Below are 20,847 nucleotides of genomic sequence, written 5' to 3'. Positions count from 1 at the left end.
CGGATTTTTTGGATTTTAACACGGATTGCACGGATTACACGGATTTTTTAAGCTCGCAAAACCGCGAGCCATCCCGATGACCGCTGCTGGGCACGAATAAGAAAATCCGTGTAATCCGTGCCTGAATCCGTGCAATCCGTGCGAATGTTGCCTCGGATGCTGATCGCCGCATGCCCGCGGAAATTCACCCGTGTTCGCCCAGCACTTTGCGAATCCGCCGCACGCCCTTCCACACGATGAAGAGCACCACGGGGATCATCAGCCCGACGACGATGTCCGGGTCGAGCTTCAGCCCAAAACCCTTCAACGACTTGGCGGCGTACCCGACGATGCCGATCAGGTAATAGCTGATCGCCACCACTGACAGCCCCTCGACCGTCTCCTGCAAGCGCAGTTGCAGGTCGGCGCGGCGGTCCATGGACTTCAGCAGTTCGGCGTTCTGCCCCTCGACGGCGATCTCCACGCGGGTGCGCAGCAGGTTGCTCGCCCGCGCCAGCCGTTGCGACAGCGTGTCCAGGCGCCCCTGCACCGCCTCGCAGGTGCGGATCGCCGGGGTGAGGCGGCGTTCCATGAACTCCGACACCGTCTGCAAGCCTTCCATGCGCAGCTCGCGCAGTTCGCCGATGCGGCGCTCCACCAATTCGTGATAGGCGCGCGCGGCGCCGAAGCGGTAGGCGGTCTCGGCGGCGATCTGCTCGGTCTGCGCCGACAGCCGCGTCAGCCGGTCGAGCACGCCGCGCTCGTCCTCCAGCCCGGTCACCGAGGCGGTCAGCGCGGTCAGTTCGGCCAGCTCGCGCTCGATGGCGCCGATGCGCGGCAGCACGCCGCGCGCCATGGGCAGCGCCAGCAGCGCCATCATCCGGTACACCTCGATCTCCAGCAGGCGCTGGACGATGCGGCCGGTCTGCCACGCCGACATGGAGTGATTGGCGATCAGCAGGCGCGAGAAGCCGTCGCCGTGGATGCGGAAATCGGTCCACGCCGTGGCCGCGCGCCCGGCGACCCGCGAGCCCACATAGGCGTCCGATCCGAAAATCCCGGCGAGCTGCGCCGGCGTCGGCTCCGCCGCGTCGGCGTCGATCACCGCGACGTGCACGCCGACCAGCAGCTCTCCCGCCAAGCCGGCCAGCCAGTCGCGCGGCAGCGCGTTCAGCGCCGGGTCGGCGAACGGCTCGCCGAAGGCGCCTTCGCGGAAGACGGTCCAGGTGGAGAACTCCGTGTGCCGCTCCCACTTCAGGCGGAAGCTGCCGAAGGCGCCGCTGTAATGCGTCGCCCCCGCCGCCGGCCGCGCCACGCCGGCCCAGTCGCAGAGCTGTTCCAAATGCGCGCGCTCGCGTTCCCCCGCTGCCTCGCCTGAGAGCATCGCCAGCATGGTGGCGCGCACCGGCGCCCGCATCGCCTCGGACGGACGGGCGTGCACCTCGTTGGTCAGCGGCACGCGCAGGGCATGCTCGCGCAGCGGCTGGTTGGTGGCCGCGATGGGCCGGTCGGTTCCGGCGGACAGGCCCGCGCTCGGATCGCTCACACCTATGCCCTCATACGGTACAGTTGGACGGCAAGCCTTGCCGGGCCGGGTTTGCGTTGCCACACTATAAGACCATATCCTGCGGCCGGGCGCCTAGGTGCCCGCGTTCCTCCATTAGTACCAAGCACCGGAGTCTCCATGAGCGCGCTCGCCGTCACCGACGACCTGTTCTTCAACCGCGCCGGCCTCGACCGCCCCCGTGTCGAGGGCATCGTGTCCGAAGCCCTGCGCGGCGCCGACGATGGCGAGCTGTACCTGGAGTACGCCCAGAGCGAGAGCCTGGGCTGGGACGACGGCAAGCTGAAGGCGGCCAGCTTCGACACCACGCAGGGCTTCGGCCTGCGCGGCATTTCCGGCGAGGCGACGGGCTTCGCGCACGCGTCCAACCTGTCCGAGGACGCCATCCGCCGCGCCGCCGAGACGGTGCGCGCCGTGCAGGCCGGCCATTCCGGCACGGTGGCCGAGCCGCCGCCGGGCACCAACCGCGCGCTCTACATGCCCGACAACCCGCTGTCGCTGGTGCCGTTCGAGGACAAGGTGAAGCTGCTGGCGGACATCGACACCTACGCCCGCGCCAAGGACCCGCGCGTCCGGCAGGTCAGCTGCTCGATCAGCGGCGAGTGGCAGGCGGTGCAGATCCTGCGCGGCGACGGCGTGCGCGTGGCCGACCTGCGCCCGCTGGTGCGGCTGTCCGTGTCGATGGTGGTGGCGGACGGCGACAAGATGGAGACCGGCAGCTATGGCGGTGGCGGCCGCGTCACCTACGAGCAGTACATGCAGCCGGAGACCTGGCGCTATTTCGTCGACGAGGCGCTGCGCCAGGCGCTGGTGAACCTGGATTCCGTGGCGGCGCCGGCCGGTGAGATGACCGTGGTGCTCGGCCCCGGCTGGCCCGGCATCTTGCTGCACGAGGCCATCGGCCACGGGCTGGAGGGCGACTTCAACCGCAAGAAGACCTCGGCCTTCGCCGGCTTGATGGGCCAGCGCATCGCGGCACCGGGCGTCACGGTGGTGGACGACGGCACCATCGAGAACGCTCGCGGCTCGATCAGCGTGGACGACGAGGGCACCCCCGGCCAGAGCACGACGCTGATCGAGGACGGCATCCTGGTCGGCTACATGCAGGACCGCATGAACGCGCGGCTGATGGGTGTCAGGCCCACCGGCAACGGCCGCCGGCAGAGCTTCGCCTATCACCCCATGCCGCGCATGACCAACACGGTGATGCGCTCCGGCCCGAACACGCCGGAGGAGATCATCGCCTCGGTGAAGAAGGGCTTGTACGCCAAGAACTTCGGCGGCGGTCAGGTGGACATCACGTCGGGCAAGTTCGTGTTCTCGGCGTCCGAGGCCTACCTGATCGAGGACGGCAAGCTGGGTCCGGCGGTGAAGGGTGCGACGCTGATCGGCAACGGCCCGGACAGCCTGACCCGTGTCGCCATGGTCGGCAACGACAGCCGCCTCGATCCAGGCGTCGGCACCTGCGGCAAGGACGGCCAGGGCGTGCCGGTGGGCGTGGGGCAACCCACCCTCCGTCTGGACGGGTTGACCGTTGGCGGCACCGCGGCGTAAAGCCGAGGTGACGCTGTATCCAGGGAGGCAACCGTGGCGGCTCTCGCGCTGGTATCGACATTCTGCCCGGACCGGGTCGGTCTGATCGCCGGGATCACCGGCCACCTGTTCGACCAGGGCATAAACCTGCGCGACGTCACCTTCGCCGTCATGGGTTCGGGCGCGGAGTTCTCCGCCGTCTGCGAGCTGCCGGCCGGCCTGGATGTCGAGGAACTGCACGCCAGCCTGACCGCCACGCCGGAACTGGCGGGCGCGCAGATCAAAGTGACGCGCTTCGACTTCGACCCGAATCCCGGCCCGATGGGCGTCATCACCCACCGGGTCGAGGTGTCGGGCGGTGACCAGCCGGGGCTGATCGCCCGGCTGTCGGACATCTTCGGGCAGTTCGGGGCGAACATCGTCCGCCTCGACGCGCAGACGCTGCCCGACCGCGAGGGCGGGCGTTACGCCATCCGCTTCGCCGTCTCCATCCCGGCCGAGCGCGCCGCCACCTGCCTCAACACCGTCGCCAACACCGCCGAAAGTCTGGGGCTGACCAGCAAGGCGGAAACGGTCTGAGTCCAGCCCTCTTCTGCGCATCATTCTCATTTACACAGACATTCCTCCGCGTGCCCAGAATATGGGCACAGTATAGCGGAGCGCTCTCTCATTAGCGTTTTATCATTACTTCGGTTTCGATTTGACCAATTCCAATCTCCGTGTCATACGGCTTGCATCGATACAAAAAGAAGAGGCAGGCCATGCAGGGGAAACAGAGCGTCATCGACCGCTTGAACACGCTGCTCGTCGGCGAATTGAGCGCGGCCGACCAGTACCTCGCCCACTCCTCGATGATGGAGAACTGGGGCTTCAAGGCGCTGTACGAGCGCATCGCGCACGAGCGGCACGACGAGCTGGCGCACGCCGACAAGCTGATCAAGCGCATCCTGTTCCTGGAAGGCACGCCCAACGTCGCCAGCCGCGACCCGCTGCGCATCGGCAAGGACGTGCCGGAGATGCTGCGCAACGACCTGACGCTCGAACTGGAAGTGGTCGCCGCCCTGAAGGAAGCCATCGCCCATTGCGAGGCCGAGCAGGACTACGACACCCGGCGCATCCTCGTGGAGTTGCTGGAAGACACCGAGGAAGACCACGCCCACTGGCTGGAGCAGCAGATCGGCCTCATCGACATGATCGGCTTGCAGAATTATCTGCAATCGGCCATCGGCAAGATTTCCGGCTGAGGGGCACGATCATGAAGGGCAACGCCGACGTCATCGCCCAGCTTCAGATCGTCCTCCGGGACCAGCTGACCGCCATCAGCCAGTATTTCCTGCACGCGCGCATGGAGAAGAACTGGGGCCTGAAGGCGTTGGGCAAGTGGGAATACCACGCCTCCATCGAAGTCATGAAGAGCGCCGACGAACTGATCGAGCGCATCCTGTTCCTGGAGGCGATCCCCAACCTCCAGGATCTCGGCAAGTTGCGGATCGGCGAGGACGTGCCCGAGATCCTGACCGCCGACCTGACCATGGAGCGGGAATACCGCGACCGCATCGTCGCGGCCATCGCGCTCTGCGAGGCCAAGGCCGACTATGTGTCCCGCGACCTCCTGGAGGACATCCTGGAGGAAGCCGAAGAACGGCTCGACTACGTCGAGACGCAGCTTGGCCTGATCGACAGCGTCGGCTTGCAGAATTACCTGCAAACCGCCATGGGCGAGATCGGCGACTGACGGCAAAGCCCCCTCCTCCGCCAACGGTGGAGGAGGGATCTTGCGGACCGGCTAGCGGGCAATCCTCACATCGCTGATCTGGATGATGGGGGTGACATCCGTGTAGTTCGGGATGTCGCCTTGCAGCGCGTCCGCGTGCGGCATGAACGCGCCATAGAACGTCTCCACCGTTTCGAACAGAAGATGGCACATCGCTGCGTAGGCCGGCGGTGTCTCGGGCCCCCCTCCGCTCACGCCGATGTCCACGGACACGCCCTTGAGCGCCGGGCCGAGCTTGGCGATGGCCATCGGCATATGCGTGTTCAGATAGTAGTCGGTGTCGAAGCGGCTGCCCTGGGTGTTCGGGTAGTGGATGCTGACCTTGATCATGACGCCCGTTTCCTCCATCGCGTGACGGTCCGAGGCCCGCAGCATATAGGATGAGTTGGGCCTCAAGCTACCAAATGTAGCGATGCCAGCCACGCCGTTTCTTCTTATGTGTCGCGCCGTTTCGAAAAACATGCTCGGATAGGCGCCATGGACACCACCTTCCTGTTCCTCAAGGGCGCCGTCATCGGCCTGTCGATCGCGGCGCCGGTCGGGCCGATCGGGCTGCTGTGCATTCGCCGGACGCTGGCCGATGGAGCGGCGGTGGGCTTCGCCACCGGGCTGGGCGCCGCCACCGCCGACGCGGCGTACGGCGCGGTGGCCGGGTTCGGGCTGGCCGCGGTCACCGACCTGCTGTTCGGCTGGCAGACGGCGTTGCGGCTGGTGGGCGGGCTGGTGCTGCTGTGGCTGGGGGTCGCCACCATGCGCGCCCGGCCGGCCGAGAACGCCGCGAACGCCCCCACCACGCACAGTCTGGCCGGCGCCTACGCGACGACGGTGGTGCTGACGCTCGCCAATCCGGCGACGATCATCAGCTTCGCCGCGGTGTTCGGCGCGCTGGGGCTGGCCGAGACGGGCGGCGCACCCGCGTTGGGGGCGGCGGCGCTGGTGCTCGGCGTGTTCCTGGGGTCGGCGGCGTGGTGGCTGGCGCTGAGCGCCGGGGTCGGTGTGTTCCGGCGGCGGGTGACGGCCTCGGCGATGCTGTGGATCAACCGGGCGTCGGGCGCCGTGCTGGCCGGGTTCGGGCTGCTCGCGTTAGCAGCGGCTCTTTAAAAGCTCAGAGGATGCCCAGCGTCAGCGGGCCACCCAGCGCGGCGGTGGCGCCGATCAGCAGAGCGATGGCGGTCAGACGCTCCACACGGGTCCAGCGCTGCCAGTCCTTTTTGAAGCTTTTCAGGTCGCTCGACATGATGTCCTCCGCACGGTGAAGATCTGCTCTGTGATCAATCTACCCGCCGGCAAGTTGCTTATTGGTTAACGTGCAGCAGAGAAAAAATCTTCCAGCCGAAAATCGTCACAGCACTCGCCGCATTAAAGAAATCCAAAGGATGATTACCAAAAACTTTCGATAATTGCCGCAACCCGGCCGTTTACCCGGATGGGCGATCCTGGCCGGGCGGCGTAAGGGACTCCCCCATCCGGCGGGCTGCCGTCCGGCGGCCTTACCAACGAACGGCCGGCCGCCCAAATACACGAAAGCAGGCAGACGAGGCGCATCGTGACGGGACGCAGGATCGGACTGGCGCTGGGCAGCGGGGCAGCGCGCGGCTGGGCGCACATCGGCGTGCTGCGGGCGCTGAACGAGTTGGGCATCGAGCCGGACATCGTCTGCGGCACCTCGGTCGGCGCCGCGGTCGGCGCCGCCTACCTGACCGGCCAGATGGACGAGTTGCAGAGCTGGGCGCAGAGCATGGGCCTGCTCGGCATGCTGGGGATCATCGACGTGACGTTCCGGCGCGGCGGGCTGGTCGCCGCCGAGCGCGTGTTCGAGCGCTTCCGCAACGCCCACACCGATGTCCGCATCGAGGATCTGCCCAAGCCTTACGCCGCCGTCGCCACCGATCTGGGCACGGGGCGGGAGATCTGGCTGCGCGAGGGGCCGATGCTGGACGCGGTGTGCGCCTCGGCGGCGATGCCCGGCATCTTCCCGGCGGTGCGCACCGGGCAGCAGTGGCTGGTGGACGGCGCGCTGGTCAACCCGGTGCCGGTGTCGCTGTGCCGGGCGCTGGGGGCGGACGTGGTGATCGCGGTGAACCTGAACAGCGAGATGTCGACGCCGTCGCGCCCGGTGATGGCCGAGGCCGGCGTGGCGACCTCGACCTTCGGGCATCTCACCCAGCAGGTCAGCGCCTGGATCGGCCGGCGGCCCGGCATCCGCACGCGCTTCCTCGCCGCCCAGATCGAGGCGACGGCCCATGAGCCGGCGCCCAACGTGCTGGAGATCCTGGCCGGCTCCATCGACGTCATGCAGGACCGCATCACCCGCTCACGCCTTGCCGGCGAGCCGCCGGACGTGCTGGTGACGCCGCGGCTCGGCCACATCGGCATCCTGGAGTTCGACCGCGCCGCCGAGGTGGTGGAGATCGGCTACGCCGCCGCCTCGATCATGCGCCCGCAGATCGAACTGGCGCTGCGGCTGGCCTAATCCAAATCACTCCGCCGGAACCGACGAGGACGGCGAGTGCCCGCGCGCCATGCGGGTCAGCAGGGTGATGGCGGCGACCACCGACACCCAGGCCACGGCCTGCAAGGCGCTGGGCCGGTCGGTGTAGCCGATCAGGATGTGCAGCACCTGCCCCAGCAGACTGCCGTCGCTGAGCAGGAAACGGCTGTCCCACAGCTCCGTCTCGCCGATGGTGACGACGCCGGCCTGCGACAGGTAGTGCATGGCCGAGGCCGCCATGCCGGCGGCCAGCAGCGTGATCAGCCACGTGGTGACGCTGAACAGGTGGCGCGTCGGGATGTTGAGCAGGCCCTTGTAGATCAGCAGCGCCAACAGCCCGCCGAGCCCGATGCCGCCGGCCGCCCCCAGCGCCAGCTGCGCCGCCCCGCCGCCATCGGCGGACGCGATGCCGGCCAGGAACAGCACGACCTCCGCCCCCTCGCGCAGCACCGCCACGCCGACCACCACCGCCAGGGCCTGCGGCGGCCGGTCGCCGGCCTCCACGGCGCGGCCGACCGCGCGCATCTCGGCGGCGTGCTCGCGCCCGTGCCGGGCCATCCAGGCGTTGTGCCACGCCAGCATGACCACCGCCGTCAGCAGCACCGCGGCGTTGAACAGTTCCTGCCCGCTGCCTTCCAGTTGGGCGGAAATGGCGTCGGCGAAGGCAGCCACCAGACAGGCCCCGGCCAAGCCGGCGCCGATGCCCGCCGCCACCCAGCGCCCCCGGCCGGGAACGCCGCGCGTCGCCGCGAGCACGATGCCGATGATCAGACCGGCTTCGAGCACCTCACGGAACACGATGATGAGACTGGCGAGCATGGGCGTTTCTCCGGTGGAACGTGTCGGCCCTACTTTGCAATCAGCGTGCCTTTGGCCGTCTCTTCGTGGAACTCGCCAACGAAGCTGTACTGGCCGGGCTTCAGCGGGCCGACGTTGACGCGCCCGGTCTTGCCGCCGCCGATCACCTTCTCGATCTTGAGGTCCTTGCTTTCGAATTCCTCGGCCGTGCTGTCCTTGTTGTCGACGATCAGCGTCACCTTCTTGCCCGCGGGGATCTCCAGCGTCGCCGGCTCGAACTTGTGGTCCTTGATGGTCAGCGAGTATTCGCCGTCAGCCGCGAGGGCGGCGCCCGCGAACGCGAGCGGAGCGGCAAGGAGGGCGGCGGCGATCAGGTGGCGCATGTCGGACAATCCCCGAGTCCAGTTGGCATATTGCGAACAATTCTCATCTTCCGGAGAAGCCTGTCAATGCGAATCGTTCTCACCAGCCGTGCGACCGAGTGCCGCAGACGGCCGCTCATCAGCCCGCCGGCCACATCCAGGTGACTTCGTGCTTGTTGTGGAACAGGTGCTCGACCCGCCCGCCGGGGATGGCGGCGAAGGCGCGCGCCGTTTCGTGGTCGGTTTCGGCCTGGAACTTCAGCGTGCAGACGAAGTTCTTCACCAGCCCGCTCTGCATCCACCCCTCAACATGGCGCAGCAGCCGCGTCGGGTAGCAGATCACGTCGCAGACCAGCCAGTCCAGCGGGCCGATGTCCTGCGGCTTCAGGGCGAAGGCGCTCTCCTGCCGGTACTCGACGCGGGGCAGCGCCGCGATCTCCGGCGCCAGCGGCGCCTTGTCGATGCTGATCACGTCGGCGCCCAGCTCGTGCAGCACCCAGGTCCAGCCGCCGGGGCTGGAGCCGAGGTCGAGGCAGCGGTCGCCCGGTCCGGGCTGCGCCCCCATGCGGGTCAGCGCCTCCCACAGCTTGAGATAGGCGCGGTTGGGCGGCGCGGTCCGGTTCTCGACGAAGTGCAGCTCGCCGTGGCGGTACGGGCTGGAGCAGTGCGCCGCCGCGATCACCGTGAACTCGTCCAGCAGCGTCCATGAGCCGAGCGGCGCCGTCGGCTTCGGCGACGGGAAGACGATAGGCTTGGCCGAGACGTGCGGCAGGTTCTCCTGGATCAAATTGGCGCGGCGATGGTGGCGCAGCGACCACAGCGCCCAGTTCCGCTGGATGGCGCGCAGCTTGCGGGCGGCCTCCTTGATGGATTCCACCTCGATGCGCACCGGGTCGTGCCAGATGTTCTGCGCCCAGGCGGCCGGCCGCGCCGGCCCGTCGGCGAAGACCAGCCGGTCCTCGACGGCCGCGACGTCGCCCAACTCGGCAACGAGGTCGTCCACGAAGCCTTCGGCGGCGAGGTAGATGGTCTGATGCAGGTGTTCAGTCATGGGGGGCTCGGTCATGCGCAGGGGCTACAGCCCTTCCACGGCGATTGCAAGCACCCCGCCCCACCCCGGCAGATGCACGACGCCATCGGACAGCGCCCCGGCCATGCCGTGGTCGTGCAGCGCTTGCCAGCGCCCGGCGTCAGGCAGCGGCCATTCGACCGCGCGGGGGCCGAGATTGAACACGCACAGCACCCGCTGCCCCTCGTGCCGGCGCTCGAACGCCAGCAGCGGTTCGGGGGCATCGCGAAACCGGATGTCCCCCAGCCGCAGCGCCGGCTGCCCGCGCCGCCACGCCAGCCAGCCGCGGGCGAAGGCGAGCACGCTGTCGGGGTCGGTGCGCTGCACGTCCACGGCGCGCGGCCGGTGCGCGTCGGGAATGGGCAGCCACGGCTCGGCGGCGGAGAAGCCGGCGTGCGGCCCCTCTTCGGTCCACGGCATGGGCGTGCGACAGCCGTCACGGCCGCCGGGCTCCGGCCACAAGGCGATGCCGAAGGGATCGCGCAGGCGCTCGTACGGCACCTCGGCCTGCGGCAGCCCCAGTTCCTCGCCCTGGTAGACGAAGGCGGTGCCGCGCAGGCTGGTCAGCAGCGCCAGGAACAGCTTTGCGGCGTGCGGCGGCGCCTCGGGACCGCTCCAGCGGCTCGCCACCCGCTCCACGTCGTGGTTGGAGAAGGCCCAGGACGGCCAGCCGTGGCCGGGCTGCCGCTCGAACGCTTCGACGGCGTGGCGGATCGCGGACGCGCTGTGCAGGGGGCCGAGCAGCGCGAAGTTGTAGGCGGTGTGCAGGCGGTCGGGGGCGCCGACGTACTCCGCGGCGCGGGCGACGCTGTCGTCGTCGTGCACCTCGGCCACCGCCATGCGGTCCGGGTAGCGGTCGAGCAGGTCGCGCAGGCGGCGCAGCACGGCCACGTTCTCCGGCTGCGACTTGTCGTGCAGGTGCACTTGCATGCCGTACGCGCTGCCCGGTGGCACGCCGTCGGGCCAGGGAGCGTCCGGGGCGCGCGCCGGGTTGTCGCGCAGCAGCCGGTCGTGCAGGTAGTAGTTGGCGACGTCCAGCCGGAAGCCGTCCACCCCGCGGTCCAGCCAGAACGCGCACTCCGCCAGCACCGCGTCCTGCACCTCGCGCTTGTGCAGGTTGAGGTCGGGCTGGCTGGCGAGGAAGTTGTGCAGATAGTACTGCCGGCGCCGGCTGTCCCAGGTCCAGGCTGGGCCGCCGAACACCGACAGCCAGTTGTTGGGCGGCGAACCGTCCGGCTTCGGGTCGGCCCAGACGTACCAATCGGCGCGTGGGGTGTCATGCCCCTGCCGGCTCTCGCGGAACCACGCGTGGCGGTCCGAGGTGTGGCTGAGCACCATATCGATCAGCACCTTGAGCCCCAGCGCATGCGCCCGCTCCAGCAGCCGGTCGAAGTCTCCCAGGGTGCCGAAAAGCGGGTCCACCGCCCGATAGTCCGCCACGTCGTAGCCGAAGTCCTTCATCGGCGAGCGGAAGAACGGCGACAGCCACACCGCGTCGGCACCCAGCGCCGCCACGTGGTACAGCCGCTCCGTCACCCCGGCGAGATCGCCGACGCCGTCGCCGTTCGTGTCGAGGAAGCTGCGCGGGTAGATCTGGTAGACCACCGCGCCGCGCCACCACTCCGCCATCCGTTCCCCCTGCCCCGCCTGTTCCCCGCACGATTCCGCACCCGCCGCCGGATCGCCCCTGTGACAATTCCGCGCATCCTCTTCCGAAGGCCCCAGAGCGCGATTGACAATGATTCGCAATCACATTACCTGTGGAGTCACCGAGACGCCAGGGACACCACTCCAATGTACGTGTGCATCTGCCATCCGATCACCGACAAGCAGATCCGTCAGGTTCTCAACGACGGTGCGCAGACGACCGCAGCGGTGTTCCGGCATTTCGGTCACAAGATCCAGTGCGGCAAGTGCGTGCCCACCGTGCGGGACATGGTGGCGGAACACCGCGAGGAGAAGCGCACCGGTTGCGGCGGCAACTGCGGCGACTGCAAGAACAGCGAGACCGAAGTCGCGAACGACACGGGTTACGCGTACGGCGTCGCTGCGGAGTGACCTTCCAAACAAGGCGCCGCTACTAAAGCGAACGCTTTAGAACCTGCATCGAGCAGCAACCAGAACACGACAATCCACAGCGCCGCTGGTCAGCCCAGTGGCGCTTCTTTGCTTCTGGCGTTTCTTTGTCATCAGCGGGACCTTCAGCCCGGCGTGACACCATTGCACATTTTTAATAGAACTGTATGACATGGCTGCCGGCAGACTTGGCAGGCAGCCGCCATCCTGAGCGCGTGCCGAGGCAGGAACGGTCGGGCGACCGTACGAAGGAATGGAAACCGAATTGAGCAGCAACACCCGTCCCGGCGGCCGGGCGTGGCCCCGGCGGGTCCTGTGCGCCTTGCTCGTGGCGCTCGCGGCGATCCTCGTGGATGCGCCGGCGCAGGACGCGCTGGCCCAGGCGCAGTCGAACATCCGGCAGACCAAGCACAATCTGTCGAAGAACGCGCCCGCCGCGAACACGGTGAAGTCCACCGACGTGGATCAGGTCTGCGTGTTCTGCCACACGCCACACGCCGCCACCCAGGACAACACGAAAAGCCCGGTGGGGCCGCTGTGGAACCGCAAACTGTCCACCGCGACCTACTCCACCTACGGCTCGAAGTCGCTGGACTCGCTGGCTGCCGGCGAGACCAACCTGGGCCAGCCCGGCGGAGCGAGCAAGCTGTGCCTGTCCTGCCATGACGGCACTCTCGCCGTCGGGCAGGTCGGCGTGCTGAACGGCAAGGCTAATCAGACCGCCACCATGACCGGCACCGGGACCGGCGGCACGATGCCGGCCGGGGAAGGTGCGACCACCGGCTTCACCCGCCGCCTCGGCACCGACCTGAGCAACGACCACCCGATCTCGTTCACCTACGACGACGCGCTGGCCACCAAGGACGGCGAACTGCGCAAGCCCAGCACGTCCGCCAACCTGATCGCCACCCGCTCGCACGGGGTGACGCCGACCCTGCCCCTGGAGAGCGGGCAGATGCAGTGCACCACCTGCCACGACCCGCACCTCTACGACGCCTCGGACCTCAACCGGAAGTTCCTGCGCCTCAACCGGTTGCAGAAGAACGCCGGGCCGACGACGACGTTCAACCCGGCGAACGACCTGATCTGTCTGGCCTGCCACACCAAGGACGGCTACGCCCAGTCGGCTCACGCCAACCAGAGTGTGGCGAACGAGACGTACACCAACACCGCCGCCACCGACCGCGGCTTTCCGGTGGGCACCCAGGTCTGGCAGGCGAGCTGCCTGAACTGCCACGACCCGCACACCGTGCAGGGCTCGCGCCGGCTGCTGCGCGAGGGCACCGACGGGCCGGACGACGGCAGCGGCCACCACACCGGCGGCACTGCGGCGACCGAGGAGGTCTGCTACGCCTGCCATTCCAAGACCGGCAACTTCGCCAAGCCGGTGCTGACCAACCAGGGCACCGCCAACTTCCCGGTGCCGGACATCAAGACCGACTTCACCCAGCCCTCGCCGGGCTCGCACATGCCCATCACCATCGCGGGCGCCGAGACGCACGAGATCACCAACAAGGACGGCGTCGAGACGCAGGCCAACCTTGCCAACCGGCACGTCGAGTGCCCGGACTGCCACAACCCGCACCGCGTGCTGAAGAACAAGGTCTTCGACGGCTCCGGCGCCACCACGGCCGGCACGCACATGCACGACGACACGGGCAACACGGCGCACAGCAACACCATCTCGGGCGTGCTGCGCGGCACCTGGGGGGTCGAGCCGACGTACGCCTCGGTGCTGACCAGCGCCTTCGGCACCAACCCGACGGGCTTCACCGTCAAGCGCGGCGATCCGGGGGTCAGCACCGCCACCGACGTGGACCAGACCTACGTGACCAAAGAGTACCAGATCTGCCTGAAGTGCCACTCCAACTACGCCTACGGCACCAACCCGCCGATGCTCGGCTCGGCATCCGGCACCACGTCGAAGTACTTCACGCCGACCGAGACCACCACCTGGACCGGCTCGCTGCTGTACACCAACCAGGCGATGGAGTTCCAGGCGCCGACCAACGACACCGGCGAGCCGGGCGGCAACCACCGCTCCTGGCATCCGGTCATGGCGCCCACCGGGCGCACCGCCACGATCCGCGGGAACTCCGGCATGAACGTCAACTGGCTGGGCCCGTTCAGCAAGGCGGTCGGCACCCAGACCATGTACTGCTCGGATTGCCACGGCAGCAACGTGACCACGGCCGGAAAGGTGACGCCGGACGGCAACTCGGCCAGCAACGAGGACGGCAACCCCTGGGGGCCGCACGGCTCCAGCAACAAGTTCATCCTGAAGGCGCCGTGGAGCGAGAACACCGGCAACCCGGCCAACTCCAACGATCTGTGCCTGCATTGCCATGACTCCGTCGCCTACGCCACCGCCGGCGGCAAGACCACGCGCAAGAGCGGCTTCTGGGACATCAGCACCGGCAACCAGAACCTGCACGGCCACCACGTCGACCGCATCGCCAACGCCAACGGCGGCGACACCAGCAAGTACAGGTGCACGCTGTGCCACATCGGGGTTCCGCACGGCTGGAAGAACAAGGCGTTCCTCGCCAACCTGAACGACGTCGGGCAGGAGGTCGGCCTGACCAACGGGACGGTCATCTCCCTGGCCAACGGCGGCCGTTACTACCGGGCGCCCTACTACATGGGCTCCGTTCTGCGGGTGAAGACCTGGGCGAAGGCCGGCCAATGGGCCGACACCAACTGCGGGCCATTGACCGGAACCGCCGGCAAGGATTGGATGAAGGTCGCCTGCGCCGGCCTGCCGTGAGGCACAGCCGCACCCCTGCGACAAAGTGCCATCGGACTATGCTGTTGGTTAGATTGACGAACATCAGTGAATCGGGCAGATAGTCATCAAAACAAGGCTGGATACACCAGAATAATCAAGCGGTCGGGCACAACCGGCCACCGAGGGAACGCACCATACCACCCAATGACTTCGGCGTCCGGGCGGCATTTGTCAGATTGATGACAGGCCCCCGGTCGATTTTTCTTGCGGCACCGCACACAGACTTCTTCGCACCGCACAAATTACGGTGTTTTGGCCTGAGCGGACTGCCGACGACCGAATCGGACCAACAAAGCACGCCCGAGGGGGAGAGACATCATGAGTCGCCAAAAGCGGCACGGCCATGAGGCCCGGTGCCGCGATCTGCTTGCGCACGCCGAGGGCCGCCTGGAACAGCTCCGCAGCGTCGTGGAGCGCAGAGCCGGCGAGCGCCTGGACCTGGAGCGCGCGCTGGACCACGCCCGCGGGCTGTGCAACCGCGTGCTCGCCCGCGTCGAGGCCGCCCACCAGGCCAGCGACGATTCCTGGCCCTTCGCCCGCGCCCACGCCGACCAGGCCGTGAGCGAGATGCTGCAAGCCATCGACGAGTTGGAACGGCAATTATCGCGGGCGGCGGCGTAACGTTTTCCATGCCCTCCCCCAGCCCCGCTGGGGGAGGGCGTCAAAAGTCACAGCATCCTGGCCAGTTCCACCGCCGTCTTCACGCCCATCTTCTCGAAGACGTGCGCACGGTGCACCTCGACGGTGCGCATGCTGATGCCCAGATCGTCGGCGATCACCTTGTTCAGCTTGCCGGCCACCACGAGGTCCATCACCTGCCGCTCGCGCTGGGTCAGCGTCGCCAGCCGCGCCGCCACCGACGCCTGCCCGGCCTCGCGGGCGCGCTGCTCGGCGTCGAAGACCAGCGCCTCGATCACCCGGTCCACCAGATCGTTGTCGTTGAAAGGCTTCTCGACGAAGTCGCGCGCTCCCTTCTTCAGCGCCGAGACGGCGTTGGGCACGTCGCCGTGCCCGGTCAGGAAGATCACCGGCAGCCGGCAGCCGCGCTCGCGCAGGCGCTCGAACAGTTCCAGCCCGGTCATCCCCTCCATGCGGATGTCCAGCAGCAGGCAGCCGGCCATGCACGGCTTCCAGGAGGCGAGGAACGCCTCGGCCGATTCCCAGGTCTCTGCCCGCACATCGCGCGATTGCAGCAGCCAGGACAGCGCGTCACGGATCGCCTCGTCGTCATCGACGATGTGGACCTTGGCGTCGGTCCAGGGTGCCCCGCTCACGGCGCCACCGGCAGGCTGAACAGGAAGGCGGTGCCGCCCCCCTTGGCCGGCTCGAACCACAGGCGGCCCTGGTGGCTCTCGATGATGGAGCGGCAGATGTTCAGGCCCATGCCCATGCCTTCCGTCTTGGTGGTGAAGAACGGCGAGAACAGCGTCTCCGCCACCTCCGGCGCCACGCCGCAGCCGCGGTCGCGGATGCGGATCAGCACCGCGCCATTCTGGACCCGCGTGGAGATGCGCAGCAAGCGCGCCTCGCGCGGTGTCTGCGCCATCGCCTCCATACCGTTGCGCATCAGGTTGAGCAGCACCTGCTGCACCAGGATGCGGTCGGCCAGCACCGCGGGCGCCGCGCGGTCCAGATCCACCTCGATGCGCATGCCGTGCTTGCGTGCGTCGGCGCGGAGCAGCGAGACGCTGTCCTCCACCACCTCGACCAGATCGCAGGGCGCCACCTTGGGGTCGCGCTTGCGGACGAACTCGTGGATGCGGCGGATGATGCGGCCGGCGCGCATGGCCTGCTTGGACAGCTTGTCCAGGGGCGGGATCAGCTCGGCCGAGGCGACGCTGTCGGCGCGCAGCTTGTTCAGGCAGCCGGCGGAATAGCTGGCGATGGCCGACAGCGGCTGGTTCAGCTCGTGCGCCAGGGTGGAGGCCATCTCACCCATGGTGATCAGGCGTGAGGTCTGTTGCAGGCGCTCCTGCTGCTGGCGGGCGAGGTCCTCGGCGCGCTTGCGCTCGGTGATGTCCACGAAAGAGCCCATCCAGCCGGTCTGCCGGCCGTTGGCGTCGATCAGCGGCGCCTCGTAGACCAGCGCGTCGAAGCGCTCGCCGTTGCAGCGCATGAAACGCAGCTCGAAGCCGCTCGGCGGCGCCTGCCCGGCCAGGACCGAGCGGAACACCGTCTCGCAGCGCTCCAGGTCCTCCGGCGGCCAATAGGGCATGGGCGGGCCGCGGCCGATCAGTTCCGCCTCGGTCCAGCCGGTCATGCGGCAGAAGGCGGGGTTCACGTAGACGATGCGCCCGTCCAGGTCGCGCGCCCGCATGCCCACCGTCAGCGAGTCCTCCATGGCCTTGCGGAAGGCGTGCTCGGTGCGCAGATCCTGTTCGGCCCGGACGCGGCGGCGGATGTGCCGGCGCACCGTCCACAAACTCCACAGCGCCGAGCCGGTCAGCCCGAAGATCGCCACCACCAGCACGGTGCGGGTCAGGTTGCTGTCGGTCCGGTGCACGGTGGCGACCAGCGTCAGCCCCTGCCCCGGCGGGTCGAAGGGGATGGCGTGGCTGCGCCGCGGCTCGGCCTCGGCGATGCGCGACTTGGCCCCCAGCACGGCGCCGGTGGCATCGGCGATGGCGATCTGGTAGCGCTCGGCGATCCACCACGGCACGTGGTGGGTCAGGATGTCGTCGATGGAGAAGACGCCGACCAGCGCCCCGGCGAAGCCGCTTTCCTGAAACACCGGCACCAGCACATCGAACCCCACGCCGGCCAGCGCCAGCCGGTAGGGCGACGTGAAGAAGCGCTTGCCCAGCGAGCGGGCGATGCGGAAGGCATCGCCGCGCGATGACGGCTCCAGGCTGTCGTCCACCGCGCGCCCATCGGGCACCGGCGGCACTGCGGCGACGGTCCGCCCCTCGGCGTCCAGCCACAGCACCCGTTCGATGGCCGGGTTGGTGGTGACCAGCTGGCGCATGGCGCCGGTGATGCGGCCCCCCTCGCCATCCGCACGGCCGAGGGAATCGGCCAACTGTTCCAGCCGGTCCACGTCGGAGGCAAGCTGGAAGCGCAGGCTCTGTTCGACCCACAGCGCGTCGCGGATCAGCGCGCTCTCCTCCTCCTCGCGTTCGGAGCGGTCGAGCAGCCACAGGAACACGCCCAGCAGCACCACGACCAGCACCATGGCGACGATGGGCATGGCGGTGCCGCGGCGGCTCAACGCGGTGGGCAAGCGGATCATGGCTCCCTTATCGGGAAAGATACGGATTTCCACAATAGCGGCCGAACCCGAACCGGCGAAGAATGCTTGGCAGGCGAACGATAAAAAATGTGGAGGAAGCGGACCATGAAGCTCTCGAAGCTGCTGTGCGCGGCGGCCCTCGGCTGCCTGCTGGCGTCGCCGGTGCTGGCGCAGACCCCGATCGTCATCAAGTTCAGCCACGTCGTGGCGCCCGACACCCCGAAGGGCAAGGGCGCCGAGAAATTCAAGGAGCTGGCCGAGGCGCGCACCAACGGCAAGGTGAAGATCGAGGTCTACCCCAACAGCCAGCTCTACAAGGACAAGGAGGAGTTGGAGGCGTTGCAGTTGGGGGCCGTGCAGATGCTCGCCCCGTCGCTCGCCAAGTTCGGCCCGCTGGGGGCGAAGGAGTTCGAGGTCTTCGACCTGCCCTACATCTTCCCGAACAAGGAGGTGCTGGTCCGCGTGACCACCGGCCCGGTCGGCAAGATGCTGTTCCAGAAGCTGGAGTCCAAGGGCATCACCGGGCTGGCCTATTGGGACAACGGCTTCAAGATCATGAGCGCCAACAAGCCGATCCATCTGCCGACCGACATGAAGGGCCTGAAGCTGCGCATCCAGTCGTCCAAGGTGCTGGATTCGCAGATGCGGGCGCTGGGGGCGCTGCCGCAGGTCATGGCTTTCTCCGAAGTCTACCAAGCCTTGCAGACCGGCGTGGTGGACGGCACCGAGAACCCGCCGTCGAACATGTACACCCAGAAGATGCACGAGGTGCAGAAGCACGCCACGATCACCAACCACGGCTATCTCGGCTATGCGGTGATCGTGAACAAGAAGTTCTGGGACGGCCTGCCGACGGACATCCGCACCCAGCTCGAAGGCGCCATGAAGGACGCCACCGCCTACGCCAACGACATCGCGCAGAACGAGAACGACGTGGCGATGGCGCAGATGAAGGCGTCTGGCAAGACCGAGTTCTACACGCCCACCGCGGACGAACTGGACGCGTGGCGCAAGGCGCTGCTGCCGGTCCACAAGGAGATGGAAAGCCGCGTCGGCAAGGACCTGATGGACGCCATCTACAAGGAAGCCGCCGCCGCCGGCTTCAAGATGTGAGCCTGTCGGTTGCCTGGAAGCGCCCGCCCGTTGCCGGCGGGCGCTTCCCCTTGCGCGCGGAGCTGCCGCCATGCCCATGAAAATCCTCGACCATCTTGAGGAGATCATCATCGCCACGCTCATGGGGCTGGCGACGACGATCATCTTCGTCGCGGTGGTCCATCGTTACGCCTCGGGCATCCCCGTCATCCAGGACTACATCCTGCACTGGAACTTCGCCTGGGCGCAGGAGCTGTGCATCTACATGTTCGTGTGGATGGCCAAGTTCGGCGCCGCCTATGGCGTGCGCACCGGCATCCACGTCGGCGTGGACGTGCTGATCAACACGCTGGAACCCAGGACCCGCGCGAAGTTCATCATCTTCGGCCTGCTAGCCGGGGCGCTATTCACCGGCATCGTCGGTTCGCTGGGCGCCAACTTCGTCTGGCACATGTCGGAGACCGACCAGACCTCGGCCGATCTGGAGTGGCCGATGTGGATCATCTATCTGGCGATCCCGCTCGGCTCCTACCTGATGTGCTTCCGCTTCCTGCAAGTGACGGTGTCGTTCCTGCGCACCGGCGAGTTGCCGCACCACGACCACGGCCACGTCGAGGGCCTGGAGGAAGGCGCCGCCGATCCCCAGCGCGCGGCGCAGGACGTCAACTGGTTCCAGATGGACGACCACCTGCACCCGCACGACATCGCCCATCACGAAGGCGATGAGCGCCGGGAGAAGGAGGACAACCGATGAACGCCGCCGTCATCTTCGGGCTGCTGCTGGGCCTCATGCTGACCGGCATGCCGGTCTCCATCTCGCTCGGCCTAACCGTGCTCACCTTCCTGTTCACCATGACCGAGGTGCCGATCCAGGCGGTGGCGCTGAAGCTGTTCACCGGCATCGAGAAGTTCGAGATCATGGCGATCCCGTTCTTCATCCTGGCCGGCAACTTCCTCACCCACGGCGGTGTCGCGCGCCGCATGATCAACTTCGCCTCGGCCATGGTCGGGCACTGGCACGGCGGCCTCGGGCTGGCCGGCGTCATGGGCTGCGCGCTGTTCGCCGCAGTGTCGGGCTCCAGCCCGGCGACGGTGGTCGCCATCGGCTCCATCGTGCTGCCGGCCATGGTGGCGCAGGGCTTTCCGCGCCAGTTCGGCGCCGGAGTCATCACCACCTCGGGCGCCCTGGGCATCCTGATCCCGCCGTCCATCGTCATGGTGATGTACGCGGTGGCGACCAGCGGCAGCCAGCACTCCGCCTCGGTGGGCCAGCTGTTCATCGCCGGTGTCATTCCGGGCCTGATGCTGGCGGCTCTGCTGGGCGGGGTGACGTGGTACCGGGCCTGGAAGAACGGCTACCCGCGCTTGCCCCGAGCCAGCATGGCGCAACGCTTCCACACCTTCCGCGAGGCGATCTGGGGCTTGCTGCTGATCGTCATCGTCATCGGCGGCATCTACACCGGCGTCTTCACGCCGACCGAGGCGGCGGCCATGAGCGCGGTCTACGCCTTCGTCGTCGCGGTGTTCGTCTACAAGGACATGTCGCTGAAGGGCGTGCCCAAGGTGCTGCTGTCGTCGGCGAACATGTCGGCGATGCTGCTCTACATCATCACCAACGCGGTGCTGTTCTCGTTCGTGCTGACGTCTGAAAACATCCCGCAGCAGGTCGCCGACTGGATCGTCGGCCAGGGGTTCGGGGTGATCGCCTTCCTCCTGGTGACCAACATTCTGCTGCTGGCCGCCGGCAACTTCATGGAGCCGTCGTCCATCGTGCTGATCATGGCGCCGATCCTGTTCCCGGTGGCGGTCAAGCTGGGCATCGACCCGGTGCACTTCGGCATCCTGATCGTGGTCAACATGGAGGTCGGCATGTGCCACCCCCCGGTCGGCCTGAACCTCTATGTGGCGAGCGGCATCACCAAGATGGGCATCACCGAGCTGACGGTCGCGGTGTGGCCGTGGCTGCTGGCGATGCTGGGGTTCCTGGCGCTGGTCACCTACGTGCCGGCGCTGTCGCTGTGGCTGCCACGGGCGTTGGGGATGATGTGAGCCGGTAACTTGCCCTCCCTCGGCTCGGCCGGGGGAGGGCAAC

Annotated in this window: 21 protein-coding genes; 12 read left to right on the top strand and 9 right to left on the bottom strand. The window is 67.8% G+C overall.

Annotated elements, in window-relative coordinates; all coding sequences use genetic code 11:
• Window positions 1–184: 184 nt before the first annotated feature.
• Window positions 185–1,525 carry a DUF3422 family protein gene (locus ACSVDD_RS09495; RefSeq protein WP_448189084.1) on the bottom strand — a complete coding sequence of 447 codons (1,341 nt, stop codon included), beginning with the start codon at window positions 1,523–1,525 and terminating at the stop codon, window positions 185–187.
• 138 nt (window positions 1,526–1,663) lie between these two features.
• On the opposite strand from ACSVDD_RS09495, the gene tldD reads away from it, so the two are divergent.
• From tldD to bfr (ACSVDD_RS09475), 4 genes are all read left to right on the top strand, one after another.
• Window positions 1,664–3,097, top strand: coding sequence for a metalloprotease TldD (gene tldD, locus ACSVDD_RS09490; RefSeq protein ID WP_448189083.1), 1,434 nt, complete (start codon window positions 1,664–1,666; stop codon window positions 3,095–3,097).
• A 33-nt stretch (window positions 3,098–3,130) separates the two neighbouring features.
• Window positions 3,131–3,655, top strand: coding sequence for a glycine cleavage system transcriptional repressor (locus ACSVDD_RS09485; protein WP_448189082.1), 525 nt, complete (start codon window positions 3,131–3,133; stop codon window positions 3,653–3,655).
• Window positions 3,656–3,837: 182 nt separating this feature from the next.
• Window positions 3,838–4,320 (top strand): bacterioferritin, encoded by a 483-nt coding sequence (gene bfr, locus ACSVDD_RS09480; RefSeq protein WP_448189081.1) that lies wholly within the window; start codon window positions 3,838–3,840, stop codon window positions 4,318–4,320.
• 11 nt (window positions 4,321–4,331) lie between these two features.
• Complete coding sequence (gene bfr / locus ACSVDD_RS09475; protein WP_448189080.1) at window positions 4,332–4,811, top strand: bacterioferritin; 480 nt, start codon at window positions 4,332–4,334, stop codon at window positions 4,809–4,811.
• 51 nt (window positions 4,812–4,862) lie between these two features.
• Here bfr (ACSVDD_RS09475) and ACSVDD_RS09470 read toward each other — a convergent pair whose 3' ends face one another.
• Window positions 4,863–5,180, bottom strand: coding sequence for an EthD family reductase (locus ACSVDD_RS09470; RefSeq protein WP_448189079.1), 318 nt, complete (start codon window positions 5,178–5,180; stop codon window positions 4,863–4,865).
• A 147-nt stretch (window positions 5,181–5,327) separates the two neighbouring features.
• Here ACSVDD_RS09470 and ACSVDD_RS09465 point away from each other — a divergent pair, with 147 nt between their 5' ends.
• Entirely contained in the window at window positions 5,328–5,951 is a 624-nt protein-coding gene (locus tag ACSVDD_RS09465) for a LysE family transporter (RefSeq protein WP_448189078.1), read from the top strand.
• A gap of 4 nt (window positions 5,952–5,955) precedes the next feature.
• Here the strand turns inward: ACSVDD_RS09465 and ACSVDD_RS09460 are convergent, their stop codons facing one another.
• Window positions 5,956–6,087, bottom strand: coding sequence for a hypothetical protein (locus tag ACSVDD_RS09460; protein ID WP_448189077.1), 132 nt, complete (start codon window positions 6,085–6,087; stop codon window positions 5,956–5,958).
• A gap of 309 nt (window positions 6,088–6,396) precedes the next feature.
• Here ACSVDD_RS09460 and rssA point away from each other — a divergent pair, with 309 nt between their 5' ends.
• The gene (gene rssA / locus ACSVDD_RS09455) at window positions 6,397–7,323 is read left to right on the top strand and encodes a patatin-like phospholipase RssA (protein ID WP_448189076.1); all 927 of its coding nucleotides are present in this window, start codon (window positions 6,397–6,399) and stop codon (window positions 7,321–7,323) included.
• Between the two features lie 6 nt (window positions 7,324–7,329).
• On the opposite strand, the gene ACSVDD_RS09450 is transcribed toward rssA, so the two are convergent.
• From ACSVDD_RS09450 to ACSVDD_RS09435, 4 genes are all read right to left on the bottom strand, one after another.
• A complete protein-coding gene (locus tag ACSVDD_RS09450; protein ID WP_448189075.1) occupies window positions 7,330–8,160 on the bottom strand; it encodes an FTR1 family iron permease in 831 nt (276 codons plus the stop codon).
• A 29-nt stretch (window positions 8,161–8,189) separates the two neighbouring features.
• Window positions 8,190–8,522, bottom strand: coding sequence for a cupredoxin domain-containing protein (locus ACSVDD_RS09445; RefSeq protein WP_448189074.1), 333 nt, complete (start codon window positions 8,520–8,522; stop codon window positions 8,190–8,192).
• Between the two features lie 118 nt (window positions 8,523–8,640).
• Window positions 8,641–9,552 carry an SAM-dependent methyltransferase gene (locus ACSVDD_RS09440; protein WP_448189073.1) on the bottom strand — a complete coding sequence of 304 codons (912 nt, stop codon included), beginning with the start codon at window positions 9,550–9,552 and terminating at the stop codon, window positions 8,641–8,643.
• A gap of 24 nt (window positions 9,553–9,576) precedes the next feature.
• A complete protein-coding gene (locus ACSVDD_RS09435; protein ID WP_448189072.1) occupies window positions 9,577–11,199 on the bottom strand; it encodes an alpha-glucosidase family protein in 1,623 nt (540 codons plus the stop codon).
• A 165-nt stretch (window positions 11,200–11,364) separates the two neighbouring features.
• On the opposite strand from ACSVDD_RS09435, the gene ACSVDD_RS09430 reads away from it, so the two are divergent.
• The 3 genes from ACSVDD_RS09430 (at window position 11,365) to ACSVDD_RS09420 (ending at window position 15,055) form a co-directional block, all read left to right on the top strand.
• Window positions 11,365–11,628 carry a (2Fe-2S)-binding protein gene (locus ACSVDD_RS09430; protein WP_448189071.1) on the top strand — a complete coding sequence of 88 codons (264 nt, stop codon included), beginning with the start codon at window positions 11,365–11,367 and terminating at the stop codon, window positions 11,626–11,628.
• Between the two features lie 283 nt (window positions 11,629–11,911).
• Window positions 11,912–14,413 (top strand): hypothetical protein, encoded by a 2,502-nt coding sequence (locus ACSVDD_RS09425; RefSeq protein WP_448189070.1) that lies wholly within the window; start codon window positions 11,912–11,914, stop codon window positions 14,411–14,413.
• Window positions 14,414–14,752: 339 nt separating this feature from the next.
• Window positions 14,753–15,055, top strand: coding sequence for a hypothetical protein (locus ACSVDD_RS09420; RefSeq protein WP_448189069.1), 303 nt, complete (start codon window positions 14,753–14,755; stop codon window positions 15,053–15,055).
• Between the two features lie 47 nt (window positions 15,056–15,102).
• On the opposite strand, the gene ACSVDD_RS09415 is transcribed toward ACSVDD_RS09420, so the two are convergent.
• Together ACSVDD_RS09415 and ACSVDD_RS09410 are read right to left on the bottom strand one after the other, a co-directional pair.
• Entirely contained in the window at window positions 15,103–15,708 is a 606-nt protein-coding gene (locus ACSVDD_RS09415; RefSeq protein WP_448189068.1) for a response regulator transcription factor, read from the bottom strand.
• Window positions 15,705–17,663 (bottom strand): PAS domain S-box protein, encoded by a 1,959-nt coding sequence (locus ACSVDD_RS09410; protein ID WP_448189067.1) that lies wholly within the window; start codon window positions 17,661–17,663, stop codon window positions 15,705–15,707. The genes ACSVDD_RS09415 and ACSVDD_RS09410 overlap by 4 nt, the downstream gene beginning before the upstream one ends.
• Before the next feature lie 105 nt (window positions 17,664–17,768).
• On the opposite strand from ACSVDD_RS09410, the gene ACSVDD_RS09405 reads away from it, so the two are divergent.
• The 3 genes from ACSVDD_RS09405 (at window position 17,769) to ACSVDD_RS09395 (ending at window position 20,804) form a co-directional block, all read left to right on the top strand.
• Window positions 17,769–18,776: a TRAP transporter substrate-binding protein gene (locus ACSVDD_RS09405; protein WP_448189066.1), complete on the top strand. Its 1,008-nt coding sequence runs from the start codon at window positions 17,769–17,771 to the stop codon at window positions 18,774–18,776.
• A 70-nt stretch (window positions 18,777–18,846) separates the two neighbouring features.
• Window positions 18,847–19,509, top strand: a complete 663-nt coding sequence (locus ACSVDD_RS09400) for a TRAP transporter small permease (protein ID WP_448189065.1) — start codon at window positions 18,847–18,849, stop codon at window positions 19,507–19,509.
• A complete protein-coding gene (locus tag ACSVDD_RS09395) occupies window positions 19,506–20,804 on the top strand; it encodes a TRAP transporter large permease (protein WP_448189064.1) in 1,299 nt (432 codons plus the stop codon). Before ACSVDD_RS09400 ends, ACSVDD_RS09395 begins: the two co-directional genes overlap by 4 nt.
• The last annotated feature ends 43 nt before the right edge of the window (window positions 20,805–20,847 follow it).

Source organism: Azospirillum terrae, from assembly GCF_053470425.1.
The sequence above is the reverse complement of the archived record's forward strand: the minus strand, read 5'-3'. Positions and strand labels throughout refer to the sequence as shown.